The sequence below is a fragment of the Bradyrhizobium erythrophlei genome (assembly GCF_900129505.1).
Taxonomy (GTDB): domain Bacteria; phylum Pseudomonadota; class Alphaproteobacteria; order Rhizobiales; family Xanthobacteraceae; genus Bradyrhizobium; species Bradyrhizobium erythrophlei_D.
The window spans coordinates 5,368,388-5,382,802 of the sequence record NZ_LT670818.1; the positions used below are offsets into that span (position 1 = coordinate 5,368,388).

The following is a 14,415-nucleotide window of genomic DNA, read 5'->3' on the forward strand; positions in this document are numbered from 1 at the left end:
GATGCGGCGGTTCGAAATTGCGGGGACGGTCGGTCTCTTGCTGTATGTGCCGCACCTGTTTCGTCTGTCTGTTGGCCACGAAGCGATATTCGGGTTCCTTCTAAGCCTAGCAGTGCTCCTGATCGCGTGTCACGTTTGGCTCGAAGGGTATCGCTGGCAGATGGTCCCTGCCTATTTTCTCGCAGGCAGTCTTGTTTTGTATGAATGCGTGCATTGGCTATGGGGCTTTCAGACGACCTATCTTGCCGCAGTTGCTGCCTTCCTACTGGAGCTGGCAGCGGTCGTCCTCTGTATCTTGTTGCCCGTGTTCAAGCTTCCCGCGCCGACGGGACCGTACAAGGTCGGCACGCAAACCCGCCACCTGGTGGATGAAAGCAGGCGAGATCCGTTCTCCGATAAGCCCAACGGAGCGCGGGAACTGATGATTCAAATTTGGTATCCTGTAGATCCGTCTGTGAGCGATCTGCCATTGGCGCCATATCGCGACAGAAGAATAACAACGCTAAAGAGTGCGCATCTCGCGCTGGTTAAATCAAACTCGATGCTGGGAGCGCGGCTCCTACAGTCAGAGAGCCGCTATCCCATAGTGCTGTACACGCCATCTTGGAGTGGAATACGGACGGAGTGCACCATTCAGGTGGAGGAGTTGGCTAGTCACGGTTATGTGGTGGTGGGCATCGACCATCCGTACAGTTCGGGGGTAGTGGCTTTTCCTGACGGTCGTATCGTTCGCCGAAAATTTGTGGGCAACGAAGACTATTCGTCGGACGCAGCGGTCGAAGCGTTTGCCAGGACCGCGGATCAACAGGTCAGAATCCGTGCCCAAGATGCGAGCTTTGTTCTGGACACCCTTGAACATCTGGATGCCCACGATCCCGATGGACTTCTGACAGGAAGTCTGGATCTCGCTCGTGTCGGTATCTTTGGCTTTTCCCTGGGCGGGGGAACCGCCGCCCAGGCATGTTGGCTTGATCGCAGATTCAAGGCTGGTCTCGACATGGGTGGAATGGTAGCCGACGAGTCAGCGAAGCAGGGTACATTCGTTCCCTTCTTTTTCATGTTTGAGGGGATGTACGAGTCGTTCCCGTACGCTTCAGGAGCGGATATTTCCGGAGTGGGTCCCCGCAAACGGCGCGATATTGAATTCACGCGGAAACAATTTGAGCAGATGAAAAGCTCACTCTCCAGGTTTGGAGGTTATTGGATGTTGATACACGGAATAAAGCACCTGGAGTTTTCCGACGTTCCTTTCTTCTCTCCGTTGCGCCGAGGTTCTGCCGATCCAGCGAGAATAGCGCGGATTGTCGGCCGCTACGCACTCGCCTTCTTCAATAAGCAGTTAAGGAATAAAGAGCAGTCTTTGCTGGATGCTCAATCGCCCGATATGCGGGAGGTACGCTTCGAGGTGTGGCAGGCGAAGAGGCCATCGCAGCACGCGGGGTAACAATTCAAGCTGGCAATGCGCAACGGTCCTTCATGCGATGTCCTATCGATGCGTCCCAATCGCTATTTTGAGCGATCAGTTCTGGTCCACTGTGAATCGATCTTGCCGAAGAGGAATTGACGATAGAGTTTGAGCTTCCGGAAAGCGTAGGATGGCATCAACATGAGTGCGCTGGGAGGCACAACATCGCGGCCGCACTTTAGCCACGCAAGGAAAGTGGCTGCGGTGAAAGCCAGAAGGCTGGCTGTGCTGATGGTAAATGCCGCCAAGGAATAGCCGGAAACTGCATACAGCAAGGAGAATCCAAAGATTCCGAGAACCAGCATTCCGAGCAGAGACAGTGGGGGAACCGCCAGGTCGAGCGTGATTACGAGAAGGTCCCAGTCCCGCCGCGTAATGGCGCTCGTGAGCAGTCTCGGGGCGGTTTTGAGAATCATTTCAAGATGGCCTTGCTCCCACCGCTGGCGCTGGCTTCCGGCTCCCTTGACGGATGATGCGAACTCGCTCGTTACGCGGGCGGAAGGACAGAATACCGGTGGATGTCCGGCCAGGGTTAGATCGAGACCAAGTTTTAGATCTTCCACGATTTGTCCGTTGCCAAGATCGGCCGAACGTATGACATCCCACGGGAATGCCATGCCGGTGCCCATCAACTGGCAAGGTAAATTGAGTGCGCGAAGCCCAAGCGGGCGCAACCAGTTCTTCACGCGCCAGGAAAATTCGGCGACCTGATGATTGATCTCGGAGTTAACAGGCGCAGTCATCAGATACAGCGCCTGTACCGGCCGGCCGGTCATCGCGCAGGTCGAGGCCAGGCTATCGATGGCGCCCTCTGCAAGTCTGCAGTCGGCATCGATGATGATGACGATCTCGGGCGGGTTCGAGCCAAGGTGCCGAACACCCCAGTCCAGGGCGTAACCCTTGCCTCGTTTCGTGGGATCGTTTCGCTCGACAACCTCGGCACCTCCCGCCCTCGCCAAGGCAGCCGTGTCATCTGAACAATTATCCGCAACCACAAGCAACCGATCGGCCGGGAGCAATTGGCCCTGTATGTTCGCGAGGGTCGGCAGAAGCCCTGGGCTTTCGTTATGGGCGGGCACCAATACGGCAACGGGCCGGCGAGCGCCGAGGTTCGGCCTCATTGGACGTTGCCATCGGGAGGCTGCGGATGCCGCAACGATCTCGAGAAAAAACACGATGGTTGAGATCGCGAGAAGACTTGCGACGATCACCAATAGGCAGGAGACTAACGTCCCCATTCACTATGCACCTTCCTCGTGCCCGCCACGACGCTTCCAGCCCTGAGATACTCCAGAGGCCGGATATAATCAACGGCGGATCTTGTTGCAGAACGGCTCGCTTTTCATCGGGCGTCGATGACCCAGTGTCAATCTAATGGCTAAAAGCGATCATTTAAACCACCTAAGATTGCAGGTAGCCATACCACGTTCCAGTGTGATCAACTTAAGTGTTTCGGGGGCTGAAACTGCTGTTCCGGAAACACTTTCGAGGGCTATTGCGGGAATGGTAATACGAGCCTCCGGCTGATCGGAGAAACGACATCTGGGCTGGTTAAAACGGGTCGCCAAGTTTAGCGCTGGCACTTGGCACCACCAAAGATAGCGAAAATACTATGAATGGCTGAGACACGAGTGGTTAGGATATTGACGGAGCGCGAGCAGGCCATTAACGATTTTGTCCAAACTTCAGCCGTCGATGGATGCTTCAGGGTACTTCCCATGTTAAGCCATGAAGCTGAAGTTCAATATGGCTATCATCGGCCAGCGAGTTGCCGACGCCTAGAAAACGGGCGAATGACCGAATGATGCTCTGGAGCCTGCATTGCTGTTAAGCGCGCGCCCTTCTACTCAGCCATTCGCCACGCACTTGGGGCCTCGACGTGGATCAAGTCTTACGGTCCAGGCGATGGGCAGATGTTCCGCGGGTGTCACGATATTCCTAACATAGTGATGACAGTTTTCTTAATCGTCATCTCGACAAACAATCGGCAAGGCAGTGGATGGGTAAGCTAACAGGTGTTCTAATAGGCTGCGGTGCTATTGCACGCGAGCATCTATTGGTGTTGCCCGAGCTAAATAACGTCGAAATCGTTGCCGTTTGCGACATTTCAGATGCTCGGGCTGAAGCTTCTGCGGAGCGTTTTGGAATTGCAAAATGGTACACGAGCCATCGTGAACTTCTTGCCGATCTTCAGCCTGACCTTGTCCACATTACCACCCCGCCTGCCTCTCACTTTCCGATCGCACAGGATTGCCTTGCCGCCGGCCGTAACGTCTTCTGCGAGAAGCCAATCACAATTCGGTATTCGGACTTTGGCGCTCTCAAGCAGCTCGCCCGTGACAAGGGCAGCATGCTTATGGAAAATCAGCAGTTTCGATTTCATTCATCGATTCAGCGCATCGAGGAACTCGTCAGGTCGGGGGAGCTCGGCGAAGTTATTGAAATGCAAATTTGTCTGTCACTCAATATCACGGGTGCCGGCAGCCCTTATGTTGATCAGAACGCACCCCACTTCGGACTAACTTTGTCCGGTGGCGTCATTGGCGATTTCCTACCTCATATCGCGTATCTCGTGTACATGTTCACCGGCAAAGTAATTGACGTGCATACCGGGTGGTTCAAACATAAGAGCGACTCGCCGCTGCCGGCTGACGAGTTTCGCGGCCTGATAAAGGGTGAGCGCACGACTGCGTATGTGAGTTTCAGCGGGAACGCACAGCCGGACGGATTTCTGATCAGAGTGGTTGGAACCCGAATGCGAGTAGAGGCGAATTTATTCGAGCCGCCACGTTTAATAATAAAGCGTTCCCGGTCGGGCGAGCCCGCGGTAATGACCCTTGTTGACGGCATTGCCGAGTCACGCCAGGTGCTGGCTGGAAGTGTCGTGGGATTTTTGCGAAAGCTGGGCGGTACGAGCAGCTACGACGGTCTGAAGGAAATGATCTCGAGGACGTATCGCGCTATAGAACTGCGCGAACCGCAACCCATCCCACTCGACGAAATCGATGCGGTCGCGCGTCTCGTTGAGCAACTTGCCGCTACGGAGAACTCATGAAAGTTCTTGTGTCTGGAGGGGGCGGCTTTTTGGGCCGTTCCGTCGTGGATCGCTTGTTGGAACGGGGCCATCAGGTGCGCGCCATTGTGCGACCCTCGTCACCAAGGCCTCCTTGGCCGGACACAGTCGAAGTATTTCGCGCTGACCTTCGTGTTCAGGAAGATCTTGTGTCCGCATTTGATGGCGTTGATGCGGTGCTGCATCTGGCAGCGGCGACGAGCGGCAATGAAGACATTCAGTTTGCGTCGACCGTCGTTGCCACGGAGCGTTTTTTGGGCGCGATGGCGAAATCGACCGTCAAACGACTGGTTCATGTCAGCAGCCTGGTTGTTTACGACTGGTCGAAGGCACGATCGTGTATGGATGAGTCAACACCGCTTGAAAATAATCCCTACGCGATGGGCGGATACACGATTGCCAAGATATGGCAGGAGCGTGTGGTTTCCCGTTTTGCGAAAAAGCACTCGTGGGATCTCACGATTGCTCGTCCCGGATTTATTTGGGGCCAGGGCCATGCGCAAATTGCTGGAATGGGAAGGCAATTTGGTCGAATTTACCTACTTTTCGGTCCGCTTACCCGGCTCCCGTTGAGTCACGTCGACAATTGCGCCGACTGCCTGGTAACGGCCATCGAAAATCCGGCCGCGTCGCGTGAGATATTCAACGTTATCGATAGTGATGACATTCGGGTGTGGCGCTACGTCAAGGAGTATGCGCGCCGATCGGGCCAGCGGGGTCTCTTACTGCCGCTGCCCTACCGAGTAGGGCTCGGGGTCGCCCAATTGGCGGCCCTAACCAGTCGAACTTTGTTTGGCGCCAAGGGAAAGCTGCCGTCGTTGCTGACGCCGCGCCGCTTCGAATCTCAATTCAAGCCGATCAGATTCAGCAATCGGAAGTTGAAAAGTATTTTGAATTGGAAGCCGCGCTTTAGCTTCGACGATTGTCTTACAGCATCCTTCAATGCAGAACGTCCGCATGGCGAAGGATAGTATCCTGCCTAATGTTAAATGACGGGCGGCCTAGTTAGCGTATTCCTGATACTGTCTTATAGGGGTAGATCCTGACCACGCGCCAGTCGTTTTGAAAGCGAACAAACCTCAATTGGGAAGCCGCGCCACTGTCTCAGTAGAGGCCGCATATTTGCCATGATATCTTGTGCTTTACCCGAGGTCTCCCCGGAAATACTCAATCGTATGCTTGAGGCCATCGCGGAGCGGAATCGATGGCGTCCACCCCAGCTGAGTCTGGGCGACTGAAATGTCTGGCTTGCGTTGCTTGGGGTCATCTTGCGGCAGTGGCTCGTTGATAAGTGTAGACGTTGACCCGGTTTCGGAAACAATCAATTCGGCCAGTTCCTTCATTGTGAATTCGACCGGGTTACCCAAATTCACGGGACCAGTGAACCCTGTCGGGCTAGCCATCAGCTTGATTAGGCCGTCGACCAGATCATCAACGTAACAAAACGACCGAGTCTGATTTCCATCGCCGTAAAGTGTAATCGGTTTGCCCGTTAGCGCTTGAATGATGAAATTTGAAACGACTCTGCCGTCCGCTGGATGCATTCGCGGGCCATAGGTGTTGAAAATCCGTGCAACCTTGATTTCGAGACCGTGTTGCCGATGATAATCGAAGAATAAAGTTTCGGCGCAGCGCTTGCCTTCGTCGTAGCATGAGCGAGGCCCGATTGGATTGACATTGCCCCAATAGGACTCCGTCTGAGGGTGGATAGCAGGATCGCCATAGACTTCGCTGGTAGAGGCTTGCAAAATACGGCATCCGAGGCGCTTCGCTAGACCCAGCATATTGATGGCGCCGTGCACCGATGTCTTCGTCGTCTGCACCGGATCGTGCTGGTAGTGAACCGGGGATGCTGGGCAGGCTAGATTGTAAATCTCGTCCGCCTCGACGTAGAGTGGGAACGTGACGTCATGGCGCATAAACTCGAAGCGCGGATTGGAATGAAGATGCTCCATGTTCCGCTTTGTGCCCGTGAACAGGTTATCCACGCACAGCACCTCGTGTCCTTGTTGCAGCAGGCGGTCAATTAGATGGGATCCGAGGAAGCCAGCGCCCCCTGTTACTAGTATCCGTTTGCGGCTGTCATAAAGGCGCGGCATCAAATTCGTCTCCTAGTAGGGGCGCACGATTTGCTGTTAATGTGTATAGAATTCGGCAATCCGCCGTCCAACACTCGCACGCTGATGTTTGTTCGTTGCGTTCCTGGAATTCCGATCGGCACAATCCACTAGAACTGAAATTGCTTAGACGCGGTGCTCGACCCGGAGGCCTGTCCAGTCAGCAATCCCAAATCTATCGCGAGCATATATTGAGTTTCAAATAATACAAAATCCATTCACAGAGACAGTGAATAAATACTATTAACAAGGTCACCCGGGCCTACCAGGAGTTCCTGCGATCAAGACGAATCCAGCATGCCCCTGTTTCGGCTGCAAGCAGAACTTAAGCACCCCGGACGTCCGCGTCTCCACTCGATTGGCGGCCACCAGGTCGCCAGCGGTTAATGTCAATTTGAGCTCTCAATGACCTTGACAAGCGCGCGGGCCAATTTGTCGTCCACCTCCTCTGTGAAGTGACTGTCAGGAAGATAACCACGCGGATCGTCTGGGGATACGATGGTATGCGAACTCAGATAAGGGACGTTATCTTGTTGTAACGCCGGACTGAGAGCCTTGAACAGATAGTCAGAATAGCCGAGATTGTTCGCGATAAAGATGACCGGTATCATGCCATCTCCTCTCGCCCGCTGTGCGAATTCATGGATCATCGCTCGTGCGACCTTGACCTGTTCACTGTCGGACCGAAAGCCATCTGCGGTGAGTATTGCATTTCGTGCGTTTCTTAGAACACGTTGGGCGTATGCGCGACGGATGAGCCGAAACAATGACGAATGATCGAGAATGCTCGCGCGCAGGATGAAATCGTTGTACATTGCATCATACTTGGCGAAATAATCGCGTGCAGCTGACCACTTGGCTGGATCGCTGAACGCTCCAACGTATTGCTCGAATGATGTATAGGGAGGGCGAATTACTCCGAGGTGATCGCCATCCAGATAAAATCGATCAGACGTGTAAGGCATTGGCAAGTCAAAGGTCCATGTCATCGCCGAAAGCGTCGTGATCATCGGGAAATTCTGCGACATAAAGGCGAGCACAACAGCACGGCTCTTGCCGCCGCCGCGATCTCGAAGAAACGCCCCAAAGGACCAGTTCGTGCTGGCACCTGGTGCGCCAACCGTGCGAGGTGTGAACCGGTCGGACGTCCGGCTCAACGCCTGACCGAGTCGGACCGCGTGAGACATTCCGTATATGGTAACAATCGGATTCTGGGCTTTTGCTGGATAGTCTTGGACTTCCAGCGGATCATACCAACCCGACAATGTAATTGGGGCGGTCTCGGTTCTATCCGCCCTGGTCATTCGCGCTAGCTGGCCCTCCGTCGATCTTCCGTATTCGAAATACAACCGCAAGCGAGACGGATTGGTTACCTTCGGATCGCTTGGATAGGCGAATACGAGGTTAATCAGGACATCAATGACGACGAGGCTGATGCAGACCCACAACGGCGCTTTTAGCGCGCGAAAAACGCTCCGGACACTTGAGGTTCTAGAATTGGAAATAGATGAACTGAGCTGGCTCATTGCTCATGCCTATCAAAGTAACGACGATCATGGCGGCAATCAGTAGACCCCGGATTGGTACCGGAAACCGTAGATAAAAATGTGTGTCTGCTCTCCAGTATTGCGTAACTTCCATCGCCAACAACAGACTCATGCCTAGCAGCGCAGAGAGCCGCGGTGTTCCTGCGCCATAGTTGAGGTTGCCGAAGTCGGTGGCTAACAATGAGGAAAACTTTACGATCTGGGCCAGCGAATGAGCTCGGAACAAAAGCCATCCGTAACAGGTGATTACGAAGAATGCTGCCATTGCCCCCAGATGACGGAGCGGATGTTTCCCCTCGGCGCGGGACACGGGTGCCTGTCGCGCTTGCGCGCCCAGATTGTTTTTGTCGATCCAAATCCGGTAAATGCATAAGGTTAATCCCTGGTAGAAGCCCCATAGGACGAAATTCCACGCCGCCCCGTGCCAGAGCCCGCCGAGGATCATTGTTATCATCAGATTTCGACAAACGAAGGCCACGCTGCCGCGATTGCCACCGAGCGGCACGTAAAGATAGTCGCGCAGCCAACTTGATAGGCTTATATGCCAACGTCGCCAGAAATCTTGCGGATTTGTCGCGAAATACGGTTGATTAAAATTCACGACTAGATTGATTCCGAGCAGCTTTGATATGCCGCGCGCAACGTCGGTATATCCGGAAAAGTCGCAATAAATCTGCATGGCGAACAGCACGGTCCCGATGACCACATCGATCCAGGATACATGGCCACTGGTCGCAAAGATCTGATCGACGATCGGCGAGACGCCGTCGGCGATTGCTACTTTTTTGAAGAAGCCAAGTACAACCAGGTACAATCCGCGGGAGGTTTGATCCAGCGTGATGTGCCGCGGATTGGAGAGTTGAGGTATGATTTGACGAGCCCGCTCGATTGGCCCCGCCTGCAACTGAGGAAAATAGGCAACGAAAAGCGCAAAATCGAAAAAGCGATCGGTGGGTTTAAACTGCCGACGATAGATGTCGATGGTATAGCTAAGCGATTGGAAGGTGTAGAAGGAAACGCCGACCGGAAGCACGATATTCAGATGCAGCGAACTGCTTTGTATGCCGATGGTGTCCAATGCAGCGCCGAGACTTTCAGCGAAAAAATTGAAATATTTGAATACGCCGAGCAACCCGAGTTGAGTAACGAGGCTGACCATGAGGCAGTAAGTTCGGCGCGCCGGCTCAGCCATTCGCGTAAAGAGCCAGAACAGGAGGGATATCACGGCGATGAATGCCAGAATTCCCGCGAACGACCATCCGATCAAAGGAACTCTTATAAATTCGCTCAGATCGAAGTGCCGACCGTGCAAGAGATCCAGCATCGGTGAAGGGTTCAGACCTAAAAACACAACCGCGGATATAGTCAAAAACAGCGACGGTAGGATCCACTCGCCTGACCGCAAACGGCCGTTTTGAATCATCAATCCGACCCAGAAATCAATCGTCGTCGAAAGAGCAACCAAAAAGAGAAAGCGAGTATCCCACCATCCGTAGAAGATGTAACTCACGACCAAGAGCATGTAGTTTTGGAGTCTAAACGGGAGTGCCAGATAAAGGGCATAAACCAGCAGGAAAAAAACTATGAATTCCGGAGAGTTAAATAGCATCTGGGTACCAAAATATCCTGCGGTCCGGACGGTTCACAATTTCTTATATTCGATTAGTTTAAACTCTTGTTGGCGCCAGTTGCGCCAGTAGAATTTCACTATCCCCTGTAGCTCAGCGAATTTCGCAGCAATGGACAGAATGGCGTACCACCAGTTCTTGGAGGAGGTGGGACCGCGGCGAATAGCGAGCCTGACTACGTGAAGAGGATAGGCTAGCACGAGCAAGAGTGCGATCGGATGGATCAAAGCACCCACCACGATGAACAGCGGCAGAAACCCTGCCCAAACAAGTGCTCTAGCGATCTCTCGTCCCCAAGTGACGTGCGGTGATGCGCGATGGAGTCGAGACACCTCGGCAAAACCGTAACCGCTTCTGACGGAGCGCATCCACCACTGACTAAAAGTGTGCATGGCAGCGTCGTGTTGTGTCATTTCCTCATTCAGGCGCCAAATCTTCCATCCGTGCTCTCGTAGCCGAAGGCACAGTTCCGGTTCCTCACCAGCCATCAATCCGGGACGAAATCCGCCGACGGTTTCGAACGCCGCTGTTCGAACAAGTGCATCACCACCGCATGCAGCGGCATCACCGATGGGCGTATTCCACTCATCGTCAATAAGCCGGTTGTAGATTGATGCTGTCGGATCCCGCTCTCGCCGACGCCCGCATACGATCGCGACGTCTGTTCGCTGCTCCATGAAAGCGAGCGCTTTTTCAATCCAGAGGTGAGCTAATGAACAATCGCCATCGATAAATTGAACAAACCGAATATTCGGCCTGAGGGTGATGAGGGTCGCAAAGCCTTCATTTCTTGCGCGTGCTGCCGTGAAAGGCCGCGTCAGATCAAGCTTCACGACGCGCGCCCCGATTTTTTCTGCCGTAGCGACGCTACTATCGGTGGACCCTGAATCGACATATACGATGTTGGCTGTCGCGGATCGTACCGATGTCAAGCAGTCGACGAGACGCGACCCTTCGTTCCGGCCAATGGCGACAACGCCGACGTCAAGTGAGGCGACTTGGGCCATGGGTCGCCTGTCTAGGGATGCCAAACCTTACTGGATCGCATTCAATTAACATTCTAGAGATCGCTGCAAGAAGGCTAAGCCAAGCTTAGATTGCCACAGAGATCATGATTTCTTGCCTCTGATACCCACAAGCCAATATATCATGGGCGATAGCTTGGCAATCTGCCTTCGCAGGTAACCATATGAGTTCTTCGGGGTAACCATAAGAGGTTTGACGCGGCTAAAGGGCTCTGACAAAGTCTAGCTAATTATTAGGTTTTGTTTTAATTTGCCGCCCGCTCGCTTGTTTCGAGTGGCAAATTCTCAGCTGATCGACATGACTAGCACTCAGCTGGCATTTGGCCAATTTTCACCCCGGCTCGCGATGGCGCGGAAATGCTTGTATGAAAGTGTTGTTCGCTCTGCCTGGCCTGCATCGATATAACCGCGGGGCCGAGACGGCATTCATTTCTGTCGCGAAGGAACTCGTCCTTGCCGGCGATTCCGTGACACTTATCGGCTCGGGAGACTCGCAATCACTAGTCCCTTACCGGTTTTTGCGCGCGGATAGCGTGGCGCGGGAAACTTTTGAATCCTTTCCGGCAATGCCCCTTTTGCGAAATGAATGTATCTACGAAGAGCTGACCTTTGCTCCAGCGCTGCTGCGTCGCTATCGGCCGTCAGAATACGATGTTACGGTGACGTGCAGCTATCCATTCGTCAATTGGGTGTTACGCCGACCCTCGTTACACGGTCGGCCTCCCCACGTTTTTGTGACCCAAAATGGTGACTGGCCAGTTCATGCCAACAATTATGAATACCGGTTTTTCGGCTGCGAAGGCGTTGTCTGCACAAATCCAGATTTTTATGAGCGGAACAAGGACCATTGGTTCTGCCGAATGATTCCTAATGGGGTCGATTGCGAGCGTTTTCGGCCGGGCGAGCCCCAAAGGTCGGAATTCGGTCTTCCGACAGATCGTCCGATTATCTTGATGGTTAGCGCCCTTATCGCCAGCAAGCGTGTCGAATGTGGGATTGAGGCCGTCGGTCGAATTCCAGAGGCGCACCTGGTGATTGCGGGTGATGGTCCTCTGAGAGGCGCTATCGATGCGTTGGCCGACCGTGTGCTTCCTGGCAGATACACGCGAGTGCAGGTCAGTCCGGGGCGAATGCCGGCTTTGTACCGATCGGCCGACGTGTTCCTACACCTTTCAAAGGAAGAGTCCTTCGGCAATGTTTTTGTTGAAGCAATGGCTTGCGGTATCCCCGTCGTTGCACATGACTCGCCGAGGTCGAGATGGCTTGTTGGCGAGACCGAGTTCCTTCTCGATACGGATGATCCAAAGATGCTCGCGGAACATATCGAGCTCGCATGTCGTGCGACTGAAGCCCAGCGGGAAGCCCGCGTGAAAAGGGCTCAGGCATTTTCTTGGCCGACGATTGGAAAAATGTACCGGGAGTTTTTGGGTGACGTTATTGCTAATTCAAAGTCTAATGAATCCAAAAAAACCGGCAGAATCTGATAAGGTCGGTGCGAGGAATTTCTCGGAATACCGTCGTCGCCACAACGTTCGAATAACACCATCTTGAACAATTCGAAAAGACGCTTGGTGCAGTTTTGATCGCGACCCGTCGTCTGCGTGCCACTCTCGAAGGCGCAAGGTTCAAGTATGACAGCTGATGAAGATTTTGATGCGGATCTGTCTCGCTATCCGCCGAGACCGTTTCTGAAGGAGCAATCGATCTGGGCTATTTGCATATACCGCTATGGACGACGTGTGCTAAACCGGAAGCGAGGAATCCTGCGGACAACCCAATTGAAGTTCTATTGGCTGTTGTCTCGCATTGTCGAAACGCTCACCGGAATAACGCTTCCTTTGGAAGCGCGAATTGGACCGGGATTGAGGATCTTTCATTTCGGGAATATTGTCATTCATTCGCAGGTAGTCATTGGTCGCAATTGTACACTTCGCCACGGTGTTACAATCGGAAATCGAGTGCCAGACGGTCCGGCGCCGGTGATCGAGGACAATGTGGACTTCGGGGCATACGCCCAAGTATTGGGTGGGGTCCGGATCGGAAACGGTGCGAAGATTGGTGCAATGACGGTGGTGCTTTCTGATGTACCGCCAGGTGCGACGGCGGTGGGGGTTCCGGCCCGAATTTTGCAACCAAGAGGAGCGGCCGGATAAGCCGCCGTGCGCGCTGCACTCGGCTGAAGAGCTTTTGCCATGCCCGATCATTTGACGATCAAATCTGCCCAGCTTGCCAGCGCAAAAGGCCCGATTGAGGCGGCAGATGGCGGGGTGCGCCTGCGCGTGGCATATATGACAGGAGAATATCCGCGGGCGACAGACACGTTCATCCAGCGCGAGGTGGCAGCTTTGCGCGCGCTTGGTCACCACGTCCAGACTTTCTCCGTCCGGACGCCGCCCGCGAGCGAAAATGTGGAAGCGGAGATATTGGCAGGGAGAAAATCGACGATCTACCTGCTGCCTCCACAAGGGTTGATAATCGCGCACCTTGCTCAGGTGTTTTCCTCCCCAGGACGGTATTTCGCCGCTTTGGCGTTGGCTTGGAATATCTGTCCTCCAGGCATCAGAGCAATGGCGCGACAGGTCGCGTATTTTGCCGAGGCGGCGATGCTGGTGCGGCTGATAAGGAAACACGACCTCTCTCATTTGCATAACCATTTTGCGGATTCGAGTTGCTCCGTCGCCGTGATCGCTGCGGCAATGGGCGAGATCACGTACAGTTTTACTATCCACGGGCCGACTGAGTTTTTTGAGCCGAAATATTGGCGTATCGACGAGAAAGTTCGCAGGGCCCTGTTTGTGAATTGCATTAGCCACTTTTGTCGCAGTCAGGTCATGCTATTCGCTCCGCTGGATTGCTGGAAAAAATTGCGGATCGTCCATTGCGGCGTCGATCCGGAGGCTTTCGAGGTCAAGAGACATCAGGGGCGGGGAGGGCGGTTGCTCTTCGTGGGACGGCTGGCAGCCATTAAAGGTCTGCCGATCATTCTGGAGGTGCTTGCCAGATTGGAAGACGTGACTCTCGATATTGTGGGCGACGGACCGGATCGGCAACTTCTAGAGGAGCAAGCTCGGCTCTTGAACATTTCCTCTCGCGTTAGGTTTCTCGGCTATCAATCGCAACAGCATATCCGCGGTTTATTTAAGCAGGCCGACGTGTTTGTTATGAGCAGCTTTGCCGAGGGGGTGCCGGTGGTGCTGATGGAGGCCATGGCGGCTGGTATACCGGTCGTCGCCCCGCGCATTGCTGGCATTCCGGAGTTGGTACGGGATGGTCAAAGCGGGTTACTGGTGGCGCCAGGGGACGTGAATGAGATGGCGAGCGCCGTCGATAGGTTGCTCCGAGACGCTGGATTGCGAAATCGGTTTGCGATCGCCGCGCGACACGACGTTGAGCGCGATTTTAATATTCAGACGGAGTCGCGCTGGCTTGCAGAAATTGTGAGCAGCGCGATCGCCGGGCGAAGCATAGGGATTCGGCCATGAGCGAGTGTCGCTCGCCTTGGCGGAGCCAGCTTGGGGACCCTCGGGGAAGATCGCGTAGACATCGCGCGGCACTGACGC

At 54.1% G+C, this 14,415-nt stretch carries 11 protein-coding genes; 6 read left to right on the forward strand and 5 right to left on the reverse strand.

The window, feature by feature from the left end:
- Nucleotide 1 precedes the first annotated feature (1 nt).
- Complete coding sequence (locus tag B5525_RS24765; RefSeq protein WP_079568347.1) at nt 2–1,444, forward strand: alpha/beta hydrolase family protein; 1,443 nt, start codon at nt 2–4, stop codon at nt 1,442–1,444.
- A gap of 62 nt (nt 1,445–1,506) precedes the next feature.
- On the opposite strand, the gene B5525_RS24770 is transcribed toward B5525_RS24765, so the two are convergent.
- Nucleotides 1,507–2,703 carry a glycosyltransferase family 2 protein gene (locus B5525_RS24770; protein WP_079568348.1) on the reverse strand — a complete coding sequence of 399 codons (1,197 nt, stop codon included), beginning with the start codon at nt 2,701–2,703 and terminating at the stop codon, nt 1,507–1,509.
- A gap of 761 nt (nt 2,704–3,464) precedes the next feature.
- Between B5525_RS24770 and B5525_RS24775 the strand changes: the two genes are divergently transcribed.
- Nucleotides 3,465–4,520, forward strand: coding sequence for a Gfo/Idh/MocA family protein (locus B5525_RS24775; RefSeq protein WP_079568349.1), 1,056 nt, complete (start codon nt 3,465–3,467; stop codon nt 4,518–4,520).
- Nucleotides 4,517–5,509 (forward strand): NAD-dependent epimerase/dehydratase family protein, encoded by a 993-nt coding sequence (locus tag B5525_RS24780; protein ID WP_079568350.1) that lies wholly within the window; start codon nt 4,517–4,519, stop codon nt 5,507–5,509. Before B5525_RS24775 ends, B5525_RS24780 begins: the two co-directional genes overlap by 4 nt.
- A gap of 171 nt (nt 5,510–5,680) precedes the next feature.
- On the opposite strand, the gene B5525_RS24785 is transcribed toward B5525_RS24780, so the two are convergent.
- The 4 genes from B5525_RS24785 to B5525_RS24800 form a co-directional block, all read right to left on the reverse strand.
- The gene (locus B5525_RS24785) at nt 5,681–6,637 is read right to left on the reverse strand and encodes a UDP-glucuronic acid decarboxylase family protein (protein ID WP_079568351.1); all 957 of its coding nucleotides are present in this window, start codon (nt 6,635–6,637) and stop codon (nt 5,681–5,683) included.
- A 407-nt stretch (nt 6,638–7,044) separates the two neighbouring features.
- Nucleotides 7,045–8,181, reverse strand: coding sequence for a hypothetical protein (locus tag B5525_RS24790; protein WP_154073409.1), 1,137 nt, complete (start codon nt 8,179–8,181; stop codon nt 7,045–7,047).
- Nucleotides 8,147–9,712, reverse strand: a complete 1,566-nt coding sequence (locus B5525_RS24795; RefSeq protein ID WP_197687839.1) for an MBOAT family O-acyltransferase — start codon at nt 9,710–9,712, stop codon at nt 8,147–8,149. Before B5525_RS24795 ends, B5525_RS24790 begins: the two co-directional genes overlap by 35 nt.
- Nucleotides 9,713–9,844: 132 nt before the next feature.
- Nucleotides 9,845–10,837 (reverse strand): glycosyltransferase, encoded by a 993-nt coding sequence (locus B5525_RS24800; protein WP_079568354.1) that lies wholly within the window; start codon nt 10,835–10,837, stop codon nt 9,845–9,847.
- Between the two features lie 383 nt (nt 10,838–11,220).
- Here B5525_RS24800 and B5525_RS24805 point away from each other — a divergent pair, with 383 nt between their 5' ends.
- The 3 genes from B5525_RS24805 (at nt 11,221) to B5525_RS24815 (ending at nt 14,337) form a co-directional block, all read left to right on the forward strand.
- Nucleotides 11,221–12,339, forward strand: coding sequence for a glycosyltransferase family 4 protein (locus B5525_RS24805; RefSeq protein WP_079568355.1), 1,119 nt, complete (start codon nt 11,221–11,223; stop codon nt 12,337–12,339).
- A gap of 147 nt (nt 12,340–12,486) precedes the next feature.
- The gene (locus tag B5525_RS24810) at nt 12,487–13,008 is read left to right on the forward strand and encodes a serine O-acetyltransferase (protein WP_079568356.1); all 522 of its coding nucleotides are present in this window, start codon (nt 12,487–12,489) and stop codon (nt 13,006–13,008) included.
- 39 nt (nt 13,009–13,047) lie between these two features.
- Nucleotides 13,048–14,337 (forward strand): glycosyltransferase family 4 protein, encoded by a 1,290-nt coding sequence (locus tag B5525_RS24815; RefSeq protein WP_079568357.1) that lies wholly within the window; start codon nt 13,048–13,050, stop codon nt 14,335–14,337.
- The last annotated feature ends 78 nt before the right edge of the window (nt 14,338–14,415 follow it).

Bases quoted from the DNA above. Each gene is read 5' to 3' on its own strand.
- B5525_RS24765 (WP_079568347.1), top strand. From the start codon at position 2: ATGCGGCGGTTCGAAATTGCGGGGACGGTCGGTCTCTTGCTGTATGTG.
- B5525_RS24770 (WP_079568348.1), bottom strand. From the start codon at position 2,703: ATGGGGACGTTAGTCTCCTGCCTATTGGTGATCGTCGCAAGTCTTCTC.
- B5525_RS24775 (WP_079568349.1), top strand. From the start codon at position 3,465: ATGGGTAAGCTAACAGGTGTTCTAATAGGCTGCGGTGCTATTGCACGC.
- B5525_RS24780 (WP_079568350.1), top strand. From the start codon at position 4,517: ATGAAAGTTCTTGTGTCTGGAGGGGGCGGCTTTTTGGGCCGTTCCGTC.
- B5525_RS24785 (WP_079568351.1), bottom strand. From the start codon at position 6,637: ATGCCGCGCCTTTATGACAGCCGCAAACGGATACTAGTAACAGGGGGC.
- B5525_RS24790 (WP_154073409.1), bottom strand. From the start codon at position 8,181: ATGAGCCAGCTCAGTTCATCTATTTCCAATTCTAGAACCTCAAGTGTC.
- B5525_RS24800 (WP_079568354.1), bottom strand. From the start codon at position 10,837: ATGGCCCAAGTCGCCTCACTTGACGTCGGCGTTGTCGCCATTGGCCGG.
- B5525_RS24805 (WP_079568355.1), top strand. From the start codon at position 11,221: ATGAAAGTGTTGTTCGCTCTGCCTGGCCTGCATCGATATAACCGCGGG.
- B5525_RS24810 (WP_079568356.1), top strand. From the start codon at position 12,487: ATGACAGCTGATGAAGATTTTGATGCGGATCTGTCTCGCTATCCGCCG.
- B5525_RS24815 (WP_079568357.1), top strand. From the start codon at position 13,048: ATGCCCGATCATTTGACGATCAAATCTGCCCAGCTTGCCAGCGCAAAA.